The sequence below is a fragment of the Natronolimnohabitans innermongolicus JCM 12255 genome (assembly GCF_000337215.1).
Classification (GTDB): domain Archaea; phylum Halobacteriota; class Halobacteria; order Halobacteriales; family Natrialbaceae; genus Natronolimnohabitans; species Natronolimnohabitans innermongolicus.
In genome coordinates, this window is record NZ_AOHZ01000040.1 from 24,892 (window position 1) to 45,454 (window position 20,563).

Genomic DNA, 20,563 nt, shown 5'->3' on the forward strand with positions numbered 1-20,563 from the left:
CTCCCGGATACTAACTGTGGCTTATTGTGTTCGAACGCCAACTGGCGATATGAGTATCATCGCCGAGTTTTCCATCAAATCAGATGATTTCGCACTGAATCACGCGCTCACAGCGGCGCCGCAGATGATCGTCGAAATCGAACAGGTCGTGGCAACGATGGAAAATCGGGTTATGCCGTACTTCTGGGTGACTGGTGGCGATCACGACGATTTTGAATCGGCGTTTCAGGCCGATGCATCCGTCACGAACACCGCCGTTATCGACGAAGTGGAGGAGGCGAGATTGTATCGCGCCGAGTGGACGGAAAACGTCGAGACCATCGTCTACGCCTACCTGGAACTCGGGGCGACGCTCCTGCAGGCAATCGGCAAAGCGAGCGACTGGGAGTTGCGAATGCGATTCGACAGTCATGACTCCCTCTCGGAATTTCAAGATTATTGCAACGGAAACGACATTTCTTTCGAACTCAATCGAACCCAGGAACAGGAACAGCCGATGGCGAGCGCCCAGTACGATCTCACGCCAACGCAACGGGAGACGCTGGTCGCTGCGCTCGAGGCTGGCTACTACGACGTCCCACGGGCGGTGACGATGCGGGAACTGGCGGAACAGATGGGGATCGCCCAACAGACGCTTTCAAATCGGTTTCGCGCTGCATACAAGAATCTCGTGACGAGTACGTTGACACTCAGCCACCCAGACGAGAACGAAGACTAGTACACAAACGACGAACTTCCCGATCGCGACTCACCCAGTAGTACTATACAGCCCTCCCCCTCTTCCGCAAGGGGATGTTTTATTTACGTATGGTTGGAACTTCTCTCGAGTTCGACACACTTCTCGAACTGTGTCACGAGCAACACCGCCGTATCGTCCTCGCAGTACTCGCAAGTGAGAAGCGGTCGCTAACGGTGAGCGACCTCACGAAAGCGATCGTCAAACACAACCATCACACCCCTCTCCTGGAGATTTCCGAAGAGGACGTACGCCCGATTCGTCTCTCTCTGCACCACGTTCATATCCCGAAGTTAGCGGATCTGTCGCTCGTTACGTACGATCGGGAACGCCAACTGGTGGAACCAACCGCTCAGTTCGATCAGTTGCAACCCCAGCTTTCGGCCGTCATCGACGCTGATCCCGAACTCGAGGCCCCAGTTGCGCTGTGAGATTGGCTCGACCGATTCCTGTTGCGTTCAGGGCGCGACTGCGACGCGGCGGTTCGGGTGAACCCGCGTAACAGACGTCGCGATACAGGCACCAGACCGTACACAGTGTCGCGCTGCAATCCGTTCTTCTCGGTCGCCGTCCGGATCGCCGGGAAAGACCCGGTTGAGATCCGAGTCGAGGTAGCGTTCGCCGGCCTCGATCGCCTCCGGGTTGGCGAGGACGAACGCAACGCCTCGTTGCAGGTCGAGGTCGGCCTCGCGCAGGCGGTTCACCGCGCGGATACCGCTCCGTTCGTCGCCATGAACGCCGGCAACGACCACCACCTCGGGCTCCGCTCCTGGTCCCCGAACGGTCACGTCGAGCGGACCGAAGTCTCCGTCCATGTCTCTAGGGGGTACTATCCCGAACACGGGTATGGTTCGTTTGCCGGCAGATACCTGCCCGAACGGAGCACTCGCGCGTTCGGTCGAGTTCGCGCTGAGAGGGAGATTCAATCGAGCGTCCGATTTCGAGCAGCAACGCGGCGGTATACGGTGTTCGACGGGTCGAACGGACGACCTGGCGCGCGTGGCACCGACCGAGGATCGCGATCCGTTCGCTGCCGACCAGCGACGCGACCTGACGCCGCGAGTGATGTTTCGATCGAACTCACACGTTCGTTAAATACCCAACAGCGCTATCGAGTGTATGACACCGCCCATCAACCTACCGGAACCGACCATCGTCAGCGAGTCCGGTCTCGAGGCCACCGCCGCGGTGATGGGACTGTTGGCTGCCCAGCGACGACGGGCACTGCTGCGCTACCTCGAGCGCGTCGACGGCGCCGCGACGCTCTCCGAAGTTGCGGAGGCGATCGCGACTGAGACGCGCCGTTCCGATCCAGCCGTCATCTCGGACCACGCCGACGCGGCGTCACGAGCCGTCCGAGACACCCGTATTTCGCTTCACCACGTTCACGTCCCCAAGCTAGCAGAGGCGGACGCAATCGACTACGATCCGGAAACAGAGACGCTCACGCTTCTCGAGCGCGGCCGGACGCTTCTCGAGCGACAGGCGGCCGTCTGCGGCCCCATCCGGGAGTAGCGTTCGACTCGAGGGAGGCCAGATCGGCTCAGCCCTCGCCTTCCGACTGAGAAGGTTCTCGACGGGCTTCGAAGCAGGCGATTGTACACCTCGGATTCGAGGTCGTCCGCCGATTCGAACTCGTCGTCATCGGAATCGTCGATCAGGTCGGCGAGATTCTGCTCTCCTTCGGCGAGGATCAACGTCACGCCCTCGAGTCGGTCGGCGGCGTCGTCGCAGCGGGTACGACGCGGGACCTCCTTCCTGTGCGTCGTATCTCACGCCAATAGAATCCGATTTTCGAACGAATCAGCGACTCAAGGTTCGACGACCAACTTCCCGAGGAAGCTGTCGCTCATCACGGCGTCTTGGGCCTGGCCGGCCTCCTCGAGGTCGTACGTTCGCGCGAGTTCGATCGAGAGGGCGCCGCGTTCCATGAGGTACGCGACGCCGCGAAGCGGGACGCGCAGATCCGGCGTGTTGAACATGCTCATGAACTGGTAGTTGACGTCCTTCGAGCGGGCCGCGCCGTCGTTCGTAAAGCCCGGATCCGGACTGTTCTCGCCGATGCCGACGACGCGACAGCCCGTGGCGGCGACGTCGGCGTCGAACTGGAGGTAGTCGTCCAGTCGGTGGTCCAGGATCGCGTCGACCCCGCCGTCGCTCGCCTCGAGGACGGCGTCCGCGAGGTCGTCCCGGGCGTAGTCGAGGACCGTCTCGGCGCCGAGGGATTCGAGGTCGTCGTGGTAGGCCTCCGAGGCGGTCGTGATGGTGCGCGCGCTGACGGCGTCGGCGATCTGGACGGCCGTGTGGCCGACGCCGCCGGAGCCGCCGTGGACGAGACAGTACTCGGCGGGCACGAGGTCGGCGTGGTCGACCAGCGCGCGCCAGGCGGTGACGGCGGCGACGCCCGCCGCGCCGGCCTCGGTCAGGTCGGCGTCGTCGGGAAGGCCGACGACGCGGTCCGTCGGCACCGTCGCGTACTCGGCGTAGGCGCCCTGAAAGGAGCCGTTGCCGATGCCGGTGCCGAAGACGCGATCCCCTTCGGCGAAGCCCTCGACGGCGTCGCCGGTTTCGGTCACGACGCCCGCGAAGTCGACCCCGGGCGTAAAGGGGAGGCCGACGGGCTCGTAGGAGCCGTCCCGAAAGTAGGTGTCGACGGGGTTCACTCCCGCGGCGGCTACCTCGACGAGCAGTTCGTCCTCGTCGGGCGACGGTCGATCGACGTCTTCGACGGACAGTACTTCTTCGTCGCCGTGTTCGTGCAGGCGGACAGCTCTCATCCCGTCCGAAAGTCGCCGTGAGTCGGTATAAATGTACACCTATCCGATACGCGGCCTCGTCGGACCGAACCGTACGTGAGTATTCACGATGAACCTACAGCAGACGGCGAACGGACGAGAGCCGCTCACGCTCGTGCGTTCCAGTAGGTGCTGTCGAACGCTTCGGAGCAAGCGACACCAAACAGGATCGGTTCAAGTGTTAAGCCCACCAGCGTCGTGAGTGACGCGTCGATGACTCACGTTCCCATCACCGAACTGCTCGAGGAGCTCGAGGCGACGGACGCCCACCACCGAGAGGCCCTCGAGACGGAGTCGATGACTGTCGAGGTTGGCCGATATCCCTCGGCGTCGGCCGCACCGAAGAACCCCCACAACGAGGACGAACTCTACTACGTACTCTCTGGCAGGGGAAAACTCCGCGTCGGCGACGAAACCCACGACATCGAAGGTGGTGACCTCGTTTACGTCGAGCCGGAAATGGAACACGACTTCTTCGCCATCGAGGAGGAGATCACCGTCCTCATTGTCTTCGGCTCCGCCGTCGATCCGACGTCGTACGGGATTCGAGAGTCGGCCGAGCACACGTCAGAATGAGGTGAGCAGTGAGCAGGGAGGCGGCGGCAGTTGGTCGGGGCCCGACCGTCGCACTGTCAGACCGACCGGCCGGAAGACGGCTCGCGGTCGCACCCGAGACGATCGCGCCCACCACGATCGTAACGTCCGGCTGTTCCCGGGATCGAGTCGACGACGCTATCGGACCGCCCGCGTCGCGTCGTCGATGATCTCGAGCGCCTCTTTCAACTCCTCCGTACTCGTCGCGTACGAGAGGCGAGCGTAGCCCTCGCCGTTTGCGCCGAACGCGTCGCCGGGGACGACGATCACGTCGCGGTCCAGGACCTCATCACACCAGCCCTCGGGTACCTTCGGCATCACGTAGAACGCACCCTGTGGCGTCGGCACCTCGAGGCCGGCGTCCTCGAGGCCGTCGAGAACGACATCGCGTCGCCGCTCGAAGGCCTCGACCATCTCCTGTACTGGCTCCTGTGGGCCGGTCAGCGCGGCTTCGGCGGCGTACTGGGCGGGCGCGGAGGCGCAGGCCTGGCCGTACTGGTGAACTCGCAGCATTCGTTCGATGCGGCGGTTCGAGCCGATGACCCAGCCGAGTCGCCAGCCGGTCATCGAGTACGTCTTCGAGCAGGCGCTGACGACGACCACGTTGTCGCTCTCGGCGAACTCCATCGGCGAGCGGTGCTCGCCCTCGAAGACGATCTTCTCGTAGACCTCGTCGGAGAGACAGAGCACGTCGTGTTCGTCGGCGATGCGGGCGAACTCACGCATATCTTCCTCGCTTTGAACCGCACCGGTCGGGTTCGCGGGGCTGTTGACGACGAACGCGGCCGTCTCGTCGGTGATCGCCTCCTCGACGGTGGCCGGATCGAGCGTCAGATCCTCGCGCAGCGAGACGGGTTTCGGCGTCCCGTCGGCGATGTGGGTCAGCGCGTCGTAGGAAACGAAGCCGGGATCGGGAAAGATGACCTCTTCGCCCGGATCGACGTGGGCCTGCAACACGAGGTGCAACGCCTCGCTGCCTCCCGAGGTCGCGATGATATCGGCCGGGTCGATCTCGAGGCCGTAGTCGCGGTCGTACTTCGCGGAAATGGCCTCGCGAAGGCTCACCGTCCCCTTGTTCGACGTGTATGCGTCCGTCTGCTTGGCTTCGATCGCTTCGATCGCCCCGCGGCGAGCGTGGGCGGGCGTCGGGAAGTCCGGCTGGCCGATCCCGAGGTTGATCGCGTCCTCGCCTGCAGCCTCGAACACTTCGCGGATACCGCTGATCGACACCTGCTCGACCCGGTTGGCGAACTCGGTCATGCCTAAACCGGTGGTGGCGACCCCGATAACGCTTGCTGTGTCTCCTCGAGCGGCCCCGCCTCGAGCGTGTCGAGCGACCCCGACAGATCACCAACTGCGATATTCATGTTACAGCGACTGAACGTGGCGCAAGGAATTTACGGGCGCTGACGAAGGACCCTGTAATGACCACGTCTCGACGAACGTTCCTGGCCGGCGGTGCGGCCGGAGCGCTCGCACTCACGGCCGGCTGCGTCGACTTCGTAACCGGCAGCGGCCCGCTCGAACTCGAGGCCGAACGCGCCGCGCCGACCGACGCCGCACTCGAGGAAACGGAGTACGCGGAGTACGAACTCACCCAGGAGACGATCGAGGAGTCCGTCGACGTCGGCGTCGAACGCGACGTCTCGGCGACGGTCTGGCTCTCGTCGTACGCGAAGGAAATCGAGTACCGCGGCCGCGTCCACGACGGCTGTTTCTTCGCCGCCGTCTCGATCCCGGACGTCTCGGTCGCGGGCTACTCCGTCAACCCGGTCGAGGAGATGAGCAACGAGGAACTGCTCGAGGAGTTCCGCGGCGAACTCGACGGCGAGTACGGCGACCTGGACGACCTCTCCCACGAGGACGAGTTCGGCCTCGAAATCCTCGACGAGGGGCGGACGGTCGACGTCTTCGAAGGCGAGACCGAACTCGAGGGGGCCCCGGTCGAGGTCGAACTGCTCGTCTCGTCGTTCACCCACGAGGACGACATCCTCGTCCTGTTCGGGAGCTATCCGGCCCCGTTCGCCGGGGAGTCGGCGAACGTCGAGGAACTACTCGAGTCCGTCGAACACCCGGTCTAACCTTCGAGTCGCGACGGGTTCGATTTCGCGGGTTCGCAGTGGTGGACGATCGATAGCGGTTGTGTTACAGATCTGAGCGCACAACTACGACGCGCTCCGATTGCGGTGTGTGCGGGTTACGCGCGACCGGCGATCGCACTCGAGCGCTGCGCGGTCGACGAAAAAACGGGTCGATCGGGCGTTAGTAGAACTCGCGGACGAGGTCCATCGCGTCCTCGGGGGCGCCCTCGGGAATCTCGGACATGTCCTCGGTGACGCCGTGTTTCTCGTTGTACGGGACGGAGTTTTCGTCCTGGTACATGACGCCCTGGTACTCCTTTTCGCCGTCGAGGATGACTTCTTTGGCCGCCTCGTAGTCGGACGGGTCGTGGCCCTCCTCGTCTAAGTCGACCAGGCTGTCGCGGAAGTAGTCGTAGGTGTCGACGTCGTTGAACGTCACGCAGGGGCTGAAGACGTTGACGAAGCCGAAGCCGTCGTGTTCGATGGCCTTCTGGACGATCTCCTGATGGCGGAGGGCGTCCGAGGCGAACGACTGGGCGATAAAGGACGCGCCGGAGGCGAGCGCCAGTGCGAGCGGATTGACCGGCGGCTGTTTCGTCCCTTCGGGGGTCGTCGAGGTCTCGAAGTCGGAGCGCGAGGTCGGCGAGGCCTGTCCCTTCGTCAGGCCGTAGATGCGGTTGTCCATGACGACGTAGGTCATGTCGACGTTCCGGCGAACGGCGTGGACGAAGTGTCCGGCGCCGATCGAGTAGCCGTCACCGTCGCCGCCGGCGACCATCACTTCGATGTCGGGACGGGACATTTTGACGCCCTGTCCGACCGGGAGCGCACGGCCGTGGACCCCGTGGAGGGCGTAGCTGTGCATGTAGGTCCCGATCTTGCCGGAACAGCCGATGCCGGCCACCACGAACGTGTTGTCGGGGTCGTTGCCGGTCTCGGCCAGGGCTTTCATCATGCCGTTCATCGTCCCGAAGTCGCCGCATCCGGGACACCAGGTTGGCTGCTTGTCGGATTTGAAGTCGGTGAATCGTACGTCGGAGCTCATTTATGCAGGCACCTCCGCGGAGAGTTGGTCGGCGATCTCTTCTGCGAGTTCGTCCGCCTTGAAGCGGACGCCGGTGTACTTGTTGATGCGCTTGACGCGGGTAAGTGCGTCGTGTTCGAGCAGGTCCGCGAACTGACCAGTCGCGTTGGCCTCGACGACGATCACGTCGTCTGCGGCCTCCATCTCCTCGCTCAGGTCCGGCCGCGGGAAGATGTACGGCACCGAGATCACGCGGACGTCGATGTCGTCTTCCTCGAGGTAGTCGAGAGCTTCGATGAGCGCCCCCTCGTTCGATCCCCAGGAGATGACGAGGTTGTCCGCGTCGGCGTTGCCGAACTCCCGGTACTCCCACTCCTCTTGTTCCTCGGCGGTCTCGACCTTGCGGTAGCGCTTATCGACCTGCTGGACGCGCGTGTCCTGGTCTTCGGTTCGGCGACCGAGTTCGTCGTGCTCGAGGCCCGTGCTCATGTGGGCGCCGTCGATCGTGCCGGGGATCGCACGCGGGCTGACGCCGTCGTCGGTGTCGGCGTGGGCGCGGAATCGGCCCTGTTCGTCGAGCCACTCGTCGACCTCGTCCTGGTCGACGAGCTTGCCGCGGTCGATCTCGACTTCGTCCATGTCGAAGGCCTCGGGTCGGAACGTCTGTTCGGTGACCGACATCGCGAGGTCGGAGACGAGGAACACCGGCGTCTGGTACTTCTCGGCGAGGTTGAACGCCTCGACCGTCTTCCAGAAACACTCGTCGATCGAGGTCGGGGTGACGACGAACCGCGGCACCTCGCCGTGGCCGCCGTACAGCGCCATGTTGAGATCGCCTTGTTCTTGCTTCGTCGGCATCCCCGTCGAGGGACCCGAGCGCTGGACGTCGGTGATGACCAGCGGCGTCTCGCTGGTCGCGACGAGACCGAACGTCTCGGTCATGAGGTCGATCCCGGCACCCGACGTCGCCGTCATAGCGCGTGCGCCGGCGCGTGCGCCGCCGAGCGCCATGTTGATCGCCGAGAGCTCGTCCTCGGCCTGAACCACGTGACCGCCGTAGTCCTCGATACGGCCCGTCAGGTACTCCATGATCGACGTCGCGGGCGTGATCGGGTAGCCCGCGTAGAAACGACAGCCGGCGGCGATGGCACCCATGCCGATCGCTTCGTTGCCGTTCAGGAGGACGTAGTCTTCGTCCGTCGTCTCGAGGCTGTATCCGAGGTGATCCAGGTCGTAGTTCTCCTGGACGTACTCCTGCCCGAGACGGGCGGCTTCCTTGTTGTTCTCGACGATCTTCGAGCCCTTCCCACCGAAGCGCTTCTCGAGGGATTCGTCGAGGTATTCGACGTCGAAGCCGGTGATCTCACAGGCGGCGCCGAGCGCGACGATGTTGCGCATGATCGCGCCGCCGGCGTCCTCGGCCAGCGACTTCAGCGGCACGTCGACCGCCGTCATCTCGTCGGGAATCTCGGCCTCCCAGGACCGCTCGCCGTCGTAGATGATGGCGCTGCCGTCGTGGAGTTCGTCGAGATTCTCGTCGATGGTACGCTGGGTCAGCGCGACGAGGATGTCCAGTCGATCGACGACGCTCTGGACGCGATCGACCGATGTCCGAATCTTGTACGCGGTGTAGCCACCGCGGATTCGCGACGCGAAGTCTTTCGACGTGAATACGTGTCGTCCGGCTCGGGATAGTGCCTGAGCAAAGATCTTCCCAGTGGAGTCGATGCCGTCACCGGCCTCGCCACCGATCGCCCAGTTAAGGTCCTCAGCCATGTTATGCCGAACCTTGCTCCCAGTAAATGAAAAGGCTTCTGAAACCCCAACCGGACCACCGTCTTGGCGGTTGATATGTTCGCCCCTCGAGGACAGTTCTTATTAATCGTTATAGAATCTGGAGGATACCTATCGCAGTGTGACTCGCGGCGAAAATTACCACCCACCGAAGGGGTAGCAAATCGTGATCGTGCTATTGGTACGTCAGCTGTCACGCGAGCCGGCCGAAACGAGCGGCCGAATGGCCGACGGCACGGCGCGGAACGGAACGCCTTTTCGCCCGGCCGCCGAAGCGCCGAACATGGATATCGAGGGGACGCCAGTCACCGTCGAATCGAGCCGAGACGTCGGAGCCGAGACGATCGCACTCGAACTCGAGACGCCCGAGGGATTCGACGCCCTTCCGGGACAGTTCGTGTTGCTTCGGGCCGTCCCGTGGGACGTCGACGAAAGCGCGGAAATCGACGACGACGACGTCGTGATGCGCCACTACACGCTCTCTTCGCCCGGCGTCGACGAGACGTTCGAGATCACGGTCGGCATCGACCCCGACGGCGACCTCTCGCCGTGGCTCGCCGACCTCGAGGGTGGCGAAACCGTCCACGTCGAGGGACCGTTCGGAACGATCACCTACGAGGGCGATCGTGACGTCGTCGCCGTCGCGGGCGGCCCCGGCGTCGGGCCCGCCGTCGCCATCGCCGAAGCGGCCCACGAGGCCGGCCACGACGCGACCGTCATCTACCAGGACGACGCGCCAGCCCACGAGGACCGACTCGAGGCACTCGAGGACGCGGGCGCGGACGTCGCCGTGCTCGAGGACGACGACGAGGCGGGGCTCGTCGATGCCATCGACTCGCACGTCGACGACGGGCAGCTCTACGCCTTCGGCTTCGAGACGTTCGTGACCACCGTCGCCGACGCCATCGACGACGCCGGCGGCGACGCCGACGAGGCGCTAATCGAAAACTTCGGCTAAGAAGTGTAGACGCGCGCGAGGAGGTGCCGGCGCCGCGTCGAACGCGGCGTCGCAACGAACGACGCGACGTCAGGGACGGGCCGTTGCAAGCATAGTCTCTACGCACGCTCGCGTCCGAGGATCCGGCATGGTCGACGAGGATCTCGAACTCGAGCGCGATCTGGGCGAGGCGACGATCGTCTACGAGGAACCGGACGAGGGAACCGTCAGGAAGACGGTCCCGAACGAACACATCGCGTACTTCCAGGACCACTGGATCATCAAGACCGACGAGGACGACCAGGGCCACGACATCGTCCGACGGATTCCGTCGAAACGGGTCCACTACGTCGAGCGTTCGGTCGAGCAGTTCGAGGAGGAAGTCGAGACGCTCGTCGATCAGGTCCAGTCGTTCGCCAGCGATCTGCGGACGAAGATCCCGGTCGGAGGCGGCGGCAGAGACGCCGACGAGCGCGAGGAGCTCCCCGAACCCCACCGCATCGACGTCGAGCGCGGCGGCCCCGATTCCGATGCTGATTCTGACCCGGGCCCAAACGACGAGTAATCCGACGATCCGTCCCGGGACGCTCGCACGTCAGTGTTCGACGAGTTCGATCAGGATTCCGCCCGTGTCCTTGGGATGGAGGAACGCGACCGTATGTCCCCACGCGCCGCCGCGGGGCTCCTCGTCGATGAGCGTGACGCCGTGTTCGCGTGCGGTCTCGAGAGCGCTCTCGATGTCGTCGGTTGCGAGCGCCAGATGGTGGATGCCCGCGCCGTTGGTTTCGAGGTAGCTCGCGATCGTCCCGTCCTCGAGGGGCTCGAGCAGTTCGAAGTAGCCCTCGCCGACCGTGAGGAAGACGACGCGCATACCGTCGAACTCCTCCTCGTGGGCGATCTCGAGGCCGAACAGATCCTCGTAGCGTGCGGCCAGTTCGCCCGCGTCCTCCGTTGCGATTCCCGCGTGATCGAAGTGCATAGCCGTCCGTTCGGCGGTCCCGAACAAATATTGATGTGGTTTCGTTCGGGACGGAACGACGATGCAGTTCGGTCGAAGACCGTTATGGCCTGCGGGACCGCGGTCAGACTCCGGTAGTCCCTGCGACCGAAATATCGCACGGCGCTCAGCGCAATCCGAGTTTCGCGGCCACCCGATCCCAGAGTCCGTCGCCGACGTCGGCGACCGCTGCCATCTCGTCGACCGAGAGTTCGAAATCGAACACCTCGGCGTTGGCCTCGATGTGCTCGCGGGTCGCGGCCTTCGGGATCGCCGCCACGGTGGGCTGCTGGAGCAGCCAGCGCAGCGCGACCTGCGCCGCGGACTTGTCGTAGGGCTCGCCGATCTTCCGGAGGCGGTCGTCGCCCGCCACGGCCCCCTCCGCCAGCGGGCTGTAGGCCGTCAGACAGATCCCGTGCTGGTAGCAGTACTCGAGCAGGTCGTCCTGGTGGTGGTAGGGGTGGTACTTTACCTGATTCGCGACGATCGGCGTCTCGGAGTGGTCGCGCGCGGACTCGAGTTGCTCGACCGAGAAGTTGCTCACACCGACGTGGTCGACGAGCCCCTCCGCCTGCAGGTCGTTCATCGCCCGGACCGTCTCCTCGAGGGGTGCGTGCCGACTCGGCGCGTGCAACAGGAGTAGATCGATAGTCGACAGTCCGAGTCGCTCGAGGCTCGCGCGCGTCGACTCGAGGGCGTCGTCGTAGGCGGCGTTCTCGCGGTGGATTTTCGTAACGACGAAGACGTCGTCGCGGTCGACGTCGCTCGCACCGAGCGCTTCACCCACCGCGCGTTCGTTCTCGTACAGTTGGGCGGTGTCGACGTGGCGGTAGCCGACCTCGAGCGCTCGCTCGACGGCGCGCCGGCAGTCGGGGCCGGTCATGCGAGCGGTGCCGAAACCGAGCGCCGGAATCGACGCGTCCTGTACGTCGACTGTGGCGGTCGAAAGATCGCTGGTGGGTGTCACACCCGTCTCTTCATCGGTGACGGTATTCAACCTCGGTGGCGACAGCGGTTTTGCGGTGTTGTCCGCCGCTGACGCCCGTCGAGAAGACCGACGGACCGTTCGAGGGAATCGATAGTCGCCGATCGTGACGGTTGAAAGCTCGGCGACGGTTGTGAATCATCCGCGCCCGATTATGGAACCCACCGGGTCGGTTACGTCGGGTCGCGCTCTCGCTCGTCGCCGCCGCGGTCCTCGTAGTCCGTACCAGATGCAGACGTCGACTCCGTTTTAGTGACGACCTTGCTGGTTACGTTCCACACGGCCGGAGCGCCGGCGGCCTGCAGATACAGCGAGTGAAGTTGCACGATCCATCCGAAGAGGATCCACAGGTTCGCGTAGACGACCGCTTCGACGATGCGGGTCGGCGTTGCAGTTCTGGAAACGATCGGATCCCTGAACGCCGCATACCCGTAGGCGATCGATCGTGCCGGCAGCAAGAACAGGGCAAGTGCAATCGCGAGGACCAGCGGTAGCGGCGGTGCGAACCCGACGAACCACAGGAGAAACAGAATCGGGAAGATCGTGACGAACGGAGAACTCACCGGGATGAACAACACCCACGCCAGCCCTAGCGTTCGCCGCCAACCGAGGTCGCGCCAGGAGCGCCAGATGGCGGCGCCGTGGAGTCGGGTTACCTGCGCCCACCCTCTCGACCACCGAACCCGCTGCCGGACCAGATCCCAGACCGTTTCCGGCGTCGACTCCCAGACCACCATCTGCGAGTCGTACACTACCTCCCAGTCGGTCCGGAGATAGAGGCGGATCGTGAGTTCGATGTCTTCGGTGAGAACACCCTCCGTCCAGCCGTCGACCGACGGCGGGACCTCGCGACGGAAGATCGCCGCCGATCCGGCGAAGTGTCCCGCGTCGAAGACATCGTCGACGAACGGATGATCGACCCACGTGCTGTGCTGACGCTCGATGCTGACGAACCGTGACAGGCGGCTGTCGTCCGGATTCGCCGCCGCTTTTCGACCCTGAACGACGCCGACGTCGGGGCGTTCGCGGAGCCGTGCCAGTCCGCGAGCCACGAACTCGGTGTCGACGAACTCGTCGGCGTCGAGGATGAGGACGTACGGCGTTTCCACGACTTCCCAGGCCCGATTCAGATCGCCTGCTTTCGATCCCGTCGTCCCCTCCACGACGCGAACTCGATCGGGATAGTCGGCTTCGAACTGCCGGGCCACGTCGACAGTGTCGTCCGTGGACTTCGTCGCCGGAACGACGACGAACGGCAGGTCGGCGAGCGTCTCGAGGTTGTGTCGAAGCGTCTCGGGAAGCACCTCGCCCTCGAACGCAGCCGCGACCATCACGGTAACGGGTGCGTCGTCGGGCATCGGCGGCGGGGACTCTCGCGTTCGTCGGTGTGCGTGCCCGACCTCGAGATACTCGAGTCCGACCCCGAGACAGAGAACGGTGAGGTAGCCACCGAGTACCCACAGAAAGAGTCCGGGTTCGATCAAGAGGACCGCGAGCACGAGCGCGTTCAACGCGAGGACGATCACGATGGCGTGTTGAAGGATGGTTGCGGTCGTAGTCGAGAGAAACTCGACGGCCGCAGGTGGAGGGCCGGGAGCTGCAAGCGTCGCGAGGACGATCACCGAGGAAACGCCGACCACGACTGCCGCCGATCGGCCGAGGGTATCGGCTGGCACCAGAATCCCTTCTCGAGCGGTGAAACTCGCCGCGATCGAACCGGCGATTGCGACGATCACGACGACGAGTAACACTCCCTCCCAGTATCGGGCGTCCGTCCCCGGCTGGGGTGGCAACACAGTATCGCTGAGCTGGCGCATCCAGAACTCGTGGACCACCAGTATCGAGAAGCCGACAATGTACGCGATGACTGCCACACCAGGTTCGGTGACGATTACCCCGAGGACACGCGCGGTACCGAGGAGGACGAGCGCGTGACCGACCAGCACCAGCGGCCACCGAACGTCCCGAGGGGCTCTCAGCGGACGGAGTTCGAGAGCGAGGAGGAACAATTGCGCCACGGTCATGTACAGGACCACACGAACGTCGGTCGGCACACGCGGGGAGAGTGTGGCGACAGCCGTCACCGACAGGATCAGTACGGCGACCGTGCTGAACACGACAGCGAGAATGCCACCGCGGGGGAGCTGTGTGGCTGCTCTCGTTCGGTCCAATGCGGCGAGGAGCGCAAGGACTGACAGAACACCGCCACCAGCGAACACGAACACTCCACCGATGGCCCCAATATCCAGTCCGAGGTCGATCACGCCGAGGAGCGCTATTGCTGTCGAGACGGACCAGAGGACGCGATACAGACTGGGTGTCACCGATGTCGCTACACCGAGCGCAGAAAAAAAGCCCGGGTGCAAACGGTCCGTTTCACAGCGACCGGACGCCGTGACCGCCCCCGAACGACCGTGTTAGTGCATAAAACGCCGGATCGGCCCCGCGTTAAACCGCGCTTCCGGGTTGGTACTCGCCGAACTCGTCGCGCATGACGTTACAGATCTCGCCGACCGTGGCGTACGCCTTCACGGCGTCGATGATGTACGGCAGCAGGTTCTCCTCACCCTGTGCGGCCTCTCGCAGGGACTCGAGCGCGGCGTCGACGGCCTCGTCGTCGCGCTCCTCACGGGTCGACTCGAGGCGGTCGATCTGGCGCTGCTGGTCTTCGGCGGTGACCTCCTCGACGTCCATCTCGGGGTCTTCCTCGACCTCGAACTCGTTGACGCCGACGATGATGCGCTCTTCCTCTTCGATCTCCTTCTGGCGGTCGAAGGCGGTGTCCTGGATCTGGCGCTGGACCCACTGTTGGTCGACGGCCTCGAGCATCCCGCCGCGGTCCTCGACCTCGTCCAGAATTTCGTAGGCGTCCTCCTCGACCTCGTCGGTGAGCGATTCGACGTAGTAGCTGCCGGCGAGCGGGTCGATGGTGTCGGCCGCTCCCGATTCGTGTGCCAGAATCTGCTGGGTGCGCAGCGCCGTCCGGACGGACTCCTCGGTCGGCAGGGCGAGGGCCTCGTCCTTGCCGTTGGTGTGGAGGCTCTGGGTGCCCCCGAGGACGGCGGCCAGCGCCTGGTAGGCCACGCGGACCACGTTGTTCTCGATCTGCTGGGCGGTCAGCATCGAGCCGGCGGTCTGGGTGTGGAACTTGAGCTGTTTGGACTTCGGGTCGTCGGGGTCGAACCGCTCGTCCATGATATCGTGCCACATCCGGCGGGCCGCGCGGAACTTGGCGACCTCCTCGAAGATGTTGTTGTGGCCGTTGAAGAAGAACGAAAGCTGCGGGGCGAAGTCGTCGACGTCCAGTCCGGCCTCGAGGGCGGCCTCGACGTACTGGATGCCGTTGCCGAGCGTAAAGGCGAGCTCCTGGGCGGCCGTCGAGCCGGCCTCGCGGATGTGATACCCCGAAATCGAGATCGTGTTGAACTTCGGCGTCTCGTCGGCGCAGAACTCGAAGATGTCGGTGATGATCCGCATCGACGGCTCCGGCGGGTAGATGTAGGTGTTGCGCGCGATATACTCCTTCAGGAGGTCGTTCTGGATCGTCCCGCGCAGTTCGGCGCGGTCGACGCCCTGTTTGTCACCGACGGCGATGTACATCGCCAGCAGCACCGACGCGGGCGCGTTGATCGTCATCGATGTCGAGACCTCGTCCAGCGGAATGCCGTCGAAGACGGTCTCCATGTCTGCCAGCGAGTCGATGGCGACGCCGGCTTTGCCGATCTCGCCGGCGGCCATCTCGTCGTCGGAGTCGTAGCCCATCTGGGTCGGCAGGTCGAACGCCATCGAGAGCCCCGTCTGGCCCTGATCCAGCAGGTAGTGGTACCGCTCGTTGGTGTCTTCTGGCGTCGAGAAGCCCGCGTACTGCCGCATCGTCCACAGTCGGCCGCGGTAGCCCGTCGAGTACACCCCGCGCGTGTACGGCGGCTCGCCCGGGTTCCCGAGGTCCTCCTCGTAGTCGAGGCCGCCGACGTCGTCGGGCGTGTAGAGTCGGTCGACCTCCTGGCCCCCCGTGTCCGTCGTGAACGTTTCCTTTCGCTCGCCGAAACGCTCGATAACCGGCTCAACCTCCGTCTCGTGCCACGCTTCCTTTCCGGCACGGATCTCTTCGAGATCGTCAGGATCGAACATTATCGTTACCGTCGACCGGGTAGGGCTTGAAGGTTGATGAACGCGGCCAGAATCCGGGCGACCCGCAATCGCCACCGCAGTCGTCGAGAAACGACACGATCGTCGGTTAGCGGCCTGTGTCGTACTTGTAGGTCGCCGACTCAGAATCGATCCCGAAGTCCTCCGCGGTTTCGTCGGTCGAGGGCTCCTCGCGTCCCTCCGGCGCTCGCTTGAACGCCTCTCGGAGCCGCTCGGGGACCCGGAACCGATCGACCTCGACGGCCAGCGGGACGGCGTCCGGATCGACGCCCTCGCGTTTGGCCTCGAGTCGATCCTGCAGCGATTCGGGAAGTTGCGACTCGTCGATCCGCCGGAACCCGAACCGGGCGAGGTACGCCCCCTCCCCGGTCAGCGCGTAGACCGTCTCGAAGCCCTCGTCGCCGGCGTACTCGACGAGGCGCTCGACGACGTGGGCGCCGACGCCCTGCTCGCGCCAGCCCTCGAGGACGCCGATGCTGGTCAGTTCGCAGGCGTCAGCCGCCCCAGCGTCATCGCCCCTGTGGATTCGAATCCGTCCGAAACCGGCCTTCTCGCCCGAGCGTTCGTCGACCGCGACGACGTAGTCACGCGATCGAAAGGCCGTCTCGTCGAGACCCATCGCCTCGATGTGATCGAGCAGCCAGACCTCCTCTCTGTTTTTCGCGTCCCGGACGTACATGATTCGAGATAGGGCATCTGCGACCAAAAGTATTTGCGGGTCTCGGCCTCGAGCGCCACCGGCAACCGTCGCAGTCCGGTTCGCCTCGCTCGAACCGCCCACCTCAACCAGGGCGACCATTCGTCCTCACCAAGCCACTATAGAAGGAATATATGGGTTATTCAGGCCAGAATGAGAATGCATGTGGTGGAAAGCGCAGAATATTCGAATATACGGAGAACATTTATCCGACAGAATGGTGTGTGTTGACACACTATGGCAGAATGCAACCGCTGCGGTGACGAGAACGGTCGACTCTTCGAACACCGAGTGCGGACGGAGGCCATGACACATCGCCGGACCGAGCGCGTCTGTGCGGCCTGTCATCCCGACGTCCCGGCCGTCCTCGAGACCCCTTCCGAGAGCGCGACCGAGGGCGAACGGCTGGTAACCGACGGCGGTTGATGCGTCGTCGCCCGTGACGACTGTGACTGAGACGGTCTGCTGGACCGAGTTCCCGACCCGGCCGCCGACCGCAGGACAGCTCGCGGCCGAGCCGGTATCGACGGACAGTCGTCCGTCTGAACCGGCCGCTGACCGATAGTGTCCGCCCCAACCAGTTAGCGTCCACCTCGCAACTCGAGCCCGCGCGGTTCGACTCGGGTTCGCAACAGCCGTCCACGAACTGAACGGCGGCTTCTCGTCACTCCTGTCGTTGCAACGGCACTCTCGGCGTCGGCTACTGTCGACGTTCGCGAAACTGCTCGCGCGCTCGCGTCGACTGCACCATCTCGACCAGCCGGTCGATCCGCTCGTTCGTCGGCGGATGGGTCGAAAACAGCTTCGACCAGTCGTCTTCGTCCGTGTGAACGTACAGCGGCGAGAGGAGTTCGCGCTCCGGTTCGGCGAGGCGCTGGATCTTCCACAGCGCTCGAGCCAGCGCTATCGGATCGCCGGTGACCTCGGCCGCCCGGTCGTCGGCCGCGTACTCCCGGCGGCGTGAGTGTGCGCGAACGACCAGCGTGACCACCACCAGAACGAGCTGGACGCCGCGCTCGATCCGGCCGAGGAGCCGGCCGAACGCCGTCTGCGGCCACGTTTTCGGCCGTCCGCGAATCCAGGCAACTGCGCGGGCGACGCCGGCAACCGCGAGCAAGAACGGCGTGACGAGCAACAGGACGAGGCCGGCGAGCGTGCGAAAGACGCCGAACGCGAGCGTCTGTACGAACGCGTCGTACCCCTCGAGGTGAGCGAGTTCGTGTGCGAGTAACGCCTCGAGTTCGTCGCCGGAGAGCGCCCGGAAGAGCGACTGGTCCAGAACGACCGTTCCGTTCCGTCCGGAGCCGATCGCGAACGCGTTCGGCGTCGGAAGCGCCGCGACGTACAGCGTCGGCGTCGAGACGTCCATCGCGGCCTCGAGGCGGTCGAGGCGGCGGTAGGTCTCGGGCGCCCGGGATCGGGGGAGTTCGACGGCCTCGATGCGCGATAACAGCGCGTTCGTCCCGAACCGGTAGCTCAGGTAGCCGGCGAGCAGGCCGGTGGCAACGACGGCAAGAACGGTCGTCGTCGGGTCGGGGGCCGCTCGCCAGAGGATCACGATCGCCAGGTAGCCGGCCGCGGCCAGCCCGAGGTAGGTGACCAGGAGCAGACTGCCGACGGCGACCATGAGGAGACGAAGCGTCAGCGAGCGCGAACGCATGGTATCGATCAGTACGGACGAGCGTCGGAAACGGCTATCGGACGAACGGGGTCGGCCATCGCGGTCTTCGTAGTGTGATCCTCGAGACGGGGTCGCCGTCGAACGCGTTAGCTGCCGTGTTTCCACCCGCGGCGCTTCGCCGACGTCCAGAGGTCGCCGGTGGGTGCGATCCACGGGACGAGGACGACGGCCGCGACGAGGAACGCGGCGAGTGGCACCATCAGCGCGTAGGTTCCGAGTTCCATCTCGGCGACGTACCACGTGACGAGAACGACCGCGAGCCCGGCGACTGGTGCGAGACGTTCCCAGACCGTTCCGCGCATCCGTCGGGCGATCGTCGGCGCGTAGTGCCAGGCGAACAGACCGCCGATGGCCCCGCCGAGGACGATGTAGGAGTTGCGGCTCCCGACGTACGCGGCGGCGACCAGGCCGACGACGAGGCCGACGGCGAACGCGGCTCCCGCCGCGTCGAGCGACGTTCGACGTGTGAGGATGCGCCGCGCCAGGTAGTAGACGGCGAGGAACGCGAGCCCGTAGGCGATCCCGCCGGCGACGTCGCCGTGGTAGTGGACGCCGAGTCCGACTCGAGTGAACCCGACCCAGCCGACGGCGGCGAGTCCGGCGACGAACCGTTTCGGGAACGTGCTCACGGGGAGGTCGACGACCAGCAGTCCGACGATGATCGTCGCCGCGAGCGCGTGGCCGCTCGGGAAACTCGCGGTGGAGATGTGCGCGGCGTGCTCGTAGAGCGGCACGAGCGCGGACGGGAAGTCCGCGCTGCTGACCGGCGGCTCGACGGTCGGTCGGGTGCCGGAGTGATACGACTTCGTGATGGACATCATGCCGTAACAGCCGACGATGCCGCCGATCCACGGCGCGGCGAGGTCCCTGTTCGCCCAGTAGGCGGCGATGAGCCCGGGCGCGATCAGGTAGACGCTGCCGAGGTAGGAGAGCAAGACCAGGATCACGCCCAGCCAGGTGGGGACGGCATCGCGGACGGCTTCGACGATAGCGGGGTCAAACCACATCGCCGATTAGTTCAGAACGCCAATCAGTATTTCTTTCGGTTGTGTACGCGACCGATCGATCGGCGTGTCCCACCAAAACAAAACCGGCGACTATCCCGCCGTGAGCGCCTCCTCGAGGCGGTCCTCGATCGCTTCGAGCTCCTCGGCCAACGCCTCGCCGTCGGCGTCCTCGAGGGCGTCGAGACGGTCGGCCAGGCCACGCAATCGCTCGAACTTCTCGTCCTCGTCGACGTCGGTCTTCTGGACGTAGACGCTCTCGTCGACGTCGTAGACCGCGTCCTCCTCGAGGTCGGTCACGGAGCAGACGACGTCGAGTTTGTCCGTGTCGACGCCGAGCACCCACTCGCGGGGGATGCCGCGCTCGTCGAGGGCGGCGAGGATCGTCTCGTCGTCCTTGGGACGGCGGCGTTCGCGGACCGTTCGGCGGACGGTTCCGAAGCGGCCGTGGAGCTGCTGGTCCGGGCCGAGGCGCTCGAGGAGTTCGTCGCGGGCCGTCGAACGGAGCCCGTCGGCGCCGCGCTGAACGTCCGACGCGAGGACGTAGTAGTCGGTCAGCGAACCGGTGTCGAGCGACTCGAGGTCGCGGTGGTCGTCGATCTCGAGGTGCTCGACGAGGTGGGCGAGCAACAGCGCGTCGTCGTGGACGCGCTCCGGCGGGGTTCGCGCGTCGGCCGCCGGGACGAGAAACGAACTCTCGCCGTCGCCGCCGGTCGCGTCGTCCGTCGCGACAATCGCGTCGTCTTCGACGGCGTAGGCGTCGGTGAGCGTGAGCACCGTCGCGTACGGTTCGACGCCCGGCTGGAGGTCTCCGATCGCCATCGCCTGCCCCTCGAGCTGTTCGTCGAAGACGCCGAACTGCTCGCGCCAGAGGGGTCGTTCCTCGTCGCTGTCGGCGAAGCGGACGACGATCCGATCGGACGCGGTCGCGCCGATTCGGAACGGACGGTCGGAAACCGGCGTCAGCAGCTGTGCACCCGGCTCGAGGGCTTCACACTGTTCTCGGAGGTCGGCCCAGTGTTCGTCGTTCATATCGAGTACTCACACCCTCGAGCGCAAAAAGCGACGCCTGGATTCTGCTGCATCGCA

General features: G+C 64.9%; 22 protein-coding genes. 8 read left to right on the forward strand and 14 right to left on the reverse strand.

All coding sequences use genetic code 11. The features are described from left to right. The first annotated feature begins 49 nt into the window (after positions 1–49). On the forward strand, positions 50–718 hold the full coding sequence (locus C493_RS07250; protein WP_007258775.1) for a helix-turn-helix domain-containing protein: 669 nt from the start codon (positions 50–52) through the stop codon (positions 716–718). 89 nt (positions 719–807) lie between these two features. Beyond that, a complete protein-coding gene (locus C493_RS07255) occupies positions 808–1,167 on the forward strand; it encodes a DUF7344 domain-containing protein (protein ID WP_007258776.1) in 360 nt (119 codons plus the stop codon). Positions 1,168–1,194: 27 nt separating this feature from the next. On the opposite strand, the gene C493_RS07260 is transcribed toward C493_RS07255, so the two are convergent. Further along, a complete protein-coding gene (locus C493_RS07260) occupies positions 1,195–1,551 on the reverse strand; it encodes a M14 family metallopeptidase (RefSeq protein WP_007258777.1) in 357 nt (118 codons plus the stop codon). A gap of 304 nt (positions 1,552–1,855) precedes the next feature. Here C493_RS07260 and C493_RS07270 point away from each other — a divergent pair, with 304 nt between their 5' ends. Beyond that, a complete protein-coding gene (locus tag C493_RS07270) occupies positions 1,856–2,251 on the forward strand; it encodes a DUF7344 domain-containing protein (RefSeq protein ID WP_007258779.1) in 396 nt (131 codons plus the stop codon). Here C493_RS07270 and C493_RS24270 read toward each other — a convergent pair. Continuing rightward, a complete protein-coding gene (locus C493_RS24270) occupies positions 2,158–2,439 on the reverse strand; it encodes a DUF5789 family protein (RefSeq protein ID WP_449289424.1) in 282 nt (93 codons plus the stop codon). The genes C493_RS07270 and C493_RS24270 overlap by 94 nt on opposite strands. A gap of 108 nt (positions 2,440–2,547) precedes the next feature. Then, positions 2,548–3,513: an NADPH:quinone reductase gene (locus C493_RS07275; RefSeq protein ID WP_007258780.1), complete on the reverse strand. Its 966-nt coding sequence runs from the start codon at positions 3,511–3,513 to the stop codon at positions 2,548–2,550. A gap of 231 nt (positions 3,514–3,744) precedes the next feature. Between C493_RS07275 and C493_RS07280 the strand changes: the two genes are divergently transcribed. Continuing rightward, positions 3,745–4,107, forward strand: a complete 363-nt coding sequence (locus tag C493_RS07280; protein WP_007258781.1) for a cupin domain-containing protein — start codon at positions 3,745–3,747, stop codon at positions 4,105–4,107. Positions 4,108–4,263: 156 nt separating this feature from the next. Here C493_RS07280 and C493_RS07285 read toward each other — a convergent pair whose 3' ends face one another. Beyond that, positions 4,264–5,385 (reverse strand): pyridoxal phosphate-dependent aminotransferase, encoded by a 1,122-nt coding sequence (locus tag C493_RS07285; RefSeq protein WP_007258782.1) that lies wholly within the window; start codon positions 5,383–5,385, stop codon positions 4,264–4,266. A gap of 164 nt (positions 5,386–5,549) precedes the next feature. Here C493_RS07285 and C493_RS07290 point away from each other — a divergent pair, with 164 nt between their 5' ends. Continuing rightward, positions 5,550–6,206 carry a DUF6517 family protein gene (locus C493_RS07290; RefSeq protein WP_007258783.1) on the forward strand — a complete coding sequence of 219 codons (657 nt, stop codon included), beginning with the start codon at positions 5,550–5,552 and terminating at the stop codon, positions 6,204–6,206. 181 nt (positions 6,207–6,387) lie between these two features. On the opposite strand, the gene C493_RS07295 is transcribed toward C493_RS07290, so the two are convergent. Together C493_RS07295 and C493_RS07300 are read right to left on the reverse strand one after the other, a co-directional pair. Beyond that, entirely contained in the window at positions 6,388–7,251 is an 864-nt protein-coding gene (locus C493_RS07295) for a 2-oxoacid:ferredoxin oxidoreductase subunit beta (RefSeq protein WP_007258784.1), read from the reverse strand. Continuing rightward, positions 7,252–9,006: a 2-oxoacid:acceptor oxidoreductase subunit alpha gene (locus tag C493_RS07300; RefSeq protein WP_007258785.1), complete on the reverse strand. Its 1,755-nt coding sequence runs from the start codon at positions 9,004–9,006 to the stop codon at positions 7,252–7,254. 301 nt (positions 9,007–9,307) lie between these two features. On the opposite strand from C493_RS07300, the gene C493_RS07305 reads away from it, so the two are divergent. Both C493_RS07305 and C493_RS07310 read left to right on the forward strand, forming a co-directional pair. Further along, a complete protein-coding gene (locus tag C493_RS07305) occupies positions 9,308–9,982 on the forward strand; it encodes a ferredoxin--NADP reductase (RefSeq protein WP_049889219.1) in 675 nt (224 codons plus the stop codon). A gap of 127 nt (positions 9,983–10,109) precedes the next feature. Then, on the forward strand, positions 10,110–10,526 hold the full coding sequence (locus C493_RS07310) for a hypothetical protein (RefSeq protein ID WP_007258787.1): 417 nt from the start codon (positions 10,110–10,112) through the stop codon (positions 10,524–10,526). Between the two features lie 30 nt (positions 10,527–10,556). Here C493_RS07310 and mce read toward each other — a convergent pair whose 3' ends face one another. The 5 genes from mce to C493_RS07340 all read right to left on the reverse strand — a co-directional run bounded on the left by mce (position 10,557) and on the right by C493_RS07340 (position 16,771). Then, positions 10,557–10,940: a methylmalonyl-CoA epimerase gene (gene mce / locus C493_RS07315; protein ID WP_007258788.1), complete on the reverse strand. Its 384-nt coding sequence runs from the start codon at positions 10,938–10,940 to the stop codon at positions 10,557–10,559. Between the two features lie 145 nt (positions 10,941–11,085). Continuing rightward, a complete protein-coding gene (locus C493_RS07320) occupies positions 11,086–11,925 on the reverse strand; it encodes an aldo/keto reductase (RefSeq protein WP_049889209.1) in 840 nt (279 codons plus the stop codon). Between the two features lie 191 nt (positions 11,926–12,116). Continuing rightward, entirely contained in the window at positions 12,117–13,967 is a 1,851-nt protein-coding gene (locus C493_RS07325) for a glycosyltransferase (RefSeq protein ID WP_083912390.1), read from the reverse strand. Between the two features lie 424 nt (positions 13,968–14,391). After that, positions 14,392–16,074 (reverse strand): acyl-CoA mutase large subunit family protein, encoded by a 1,683-nt coding sequence (locus C493_RS07335; RefSeq protein ID WP_007258792.1) that lies wholly within the window; start codon positions 16,072–16,074, stop codon positions 14,392–14,394. Positions 16,075–16,180: 106 nt separating this feature from the next. Next, positions 16,181–16,771, reverse strand: a complete 591-nt coding sequence (locus C493_RS07340; RefSeq protein WP_007258793.1) for a GNAT family N-acetyltransferase — start codon at positions 16,769–16,771, stop codon at positions 16,181–16,183. A 255-nt stretch (positions 16,772–17,026) separates the two neighbouring features. Between C493_RS07340 and C493_RS23220 the strand changes: the two genes are divergently transcribed. After that, the gene (locus C493_RS23220) at positions 17,027–17,215 is read left to right on the forward strand and encodes a hypothetical protein (protein WP_007258794.1); all 189 of its coding nucleotides are present in this window, start codon (positions 17,027–17,029) and stop codon (positions 17,213–17,215) included. Between the two features lie 274 nt (positions 17,216–17,489). Here the strand turns inward: C493_RS23220 and C493_RS07350 are convergent, their stop codons facing one another. The 3 genes from C493_RS07350 to C493_RS07360 form a co-directional block, all read right to left on the reverse strand. Beyond that, the gene (locus C493_RS07350) at positions 17,490–18,449 is read right to left on the reverse strand and encodes a M48 family metallopeptidase (protein ID WP_007258795.1); all 960 of its coding nucleotides are present in this window, start codon (positions 18,447–18,449) and stop codon (positions 17,490–17,492) included. Positions 18,450–18,556: 107 nt separating this feature from the next. Next, positions 18,557–19,477, reverse strand: a complete 921-nt coding sequence (locus C493_RS07355) for a phosphatase PAP2 family protein (protein WP_007258796.1) — start codon at positions 19,475–19,477, stop codon at positions 18,557–18,559. Between the two features lie 90 nt (positions 19,478–19,567). After that, positions 19,568–20,506: a hypothetical protein gene (locus tag C493_RS07360; RefSeq protein ID WP_007258797.1), complete on the reverse strand. Its 939-nt coding sequence runs from the start codon at positions 20,504–20,506 to the stop codon at positions 19,568–19,570. Positions 20,507–20,563: the final 57 nt, after the last annotated feature.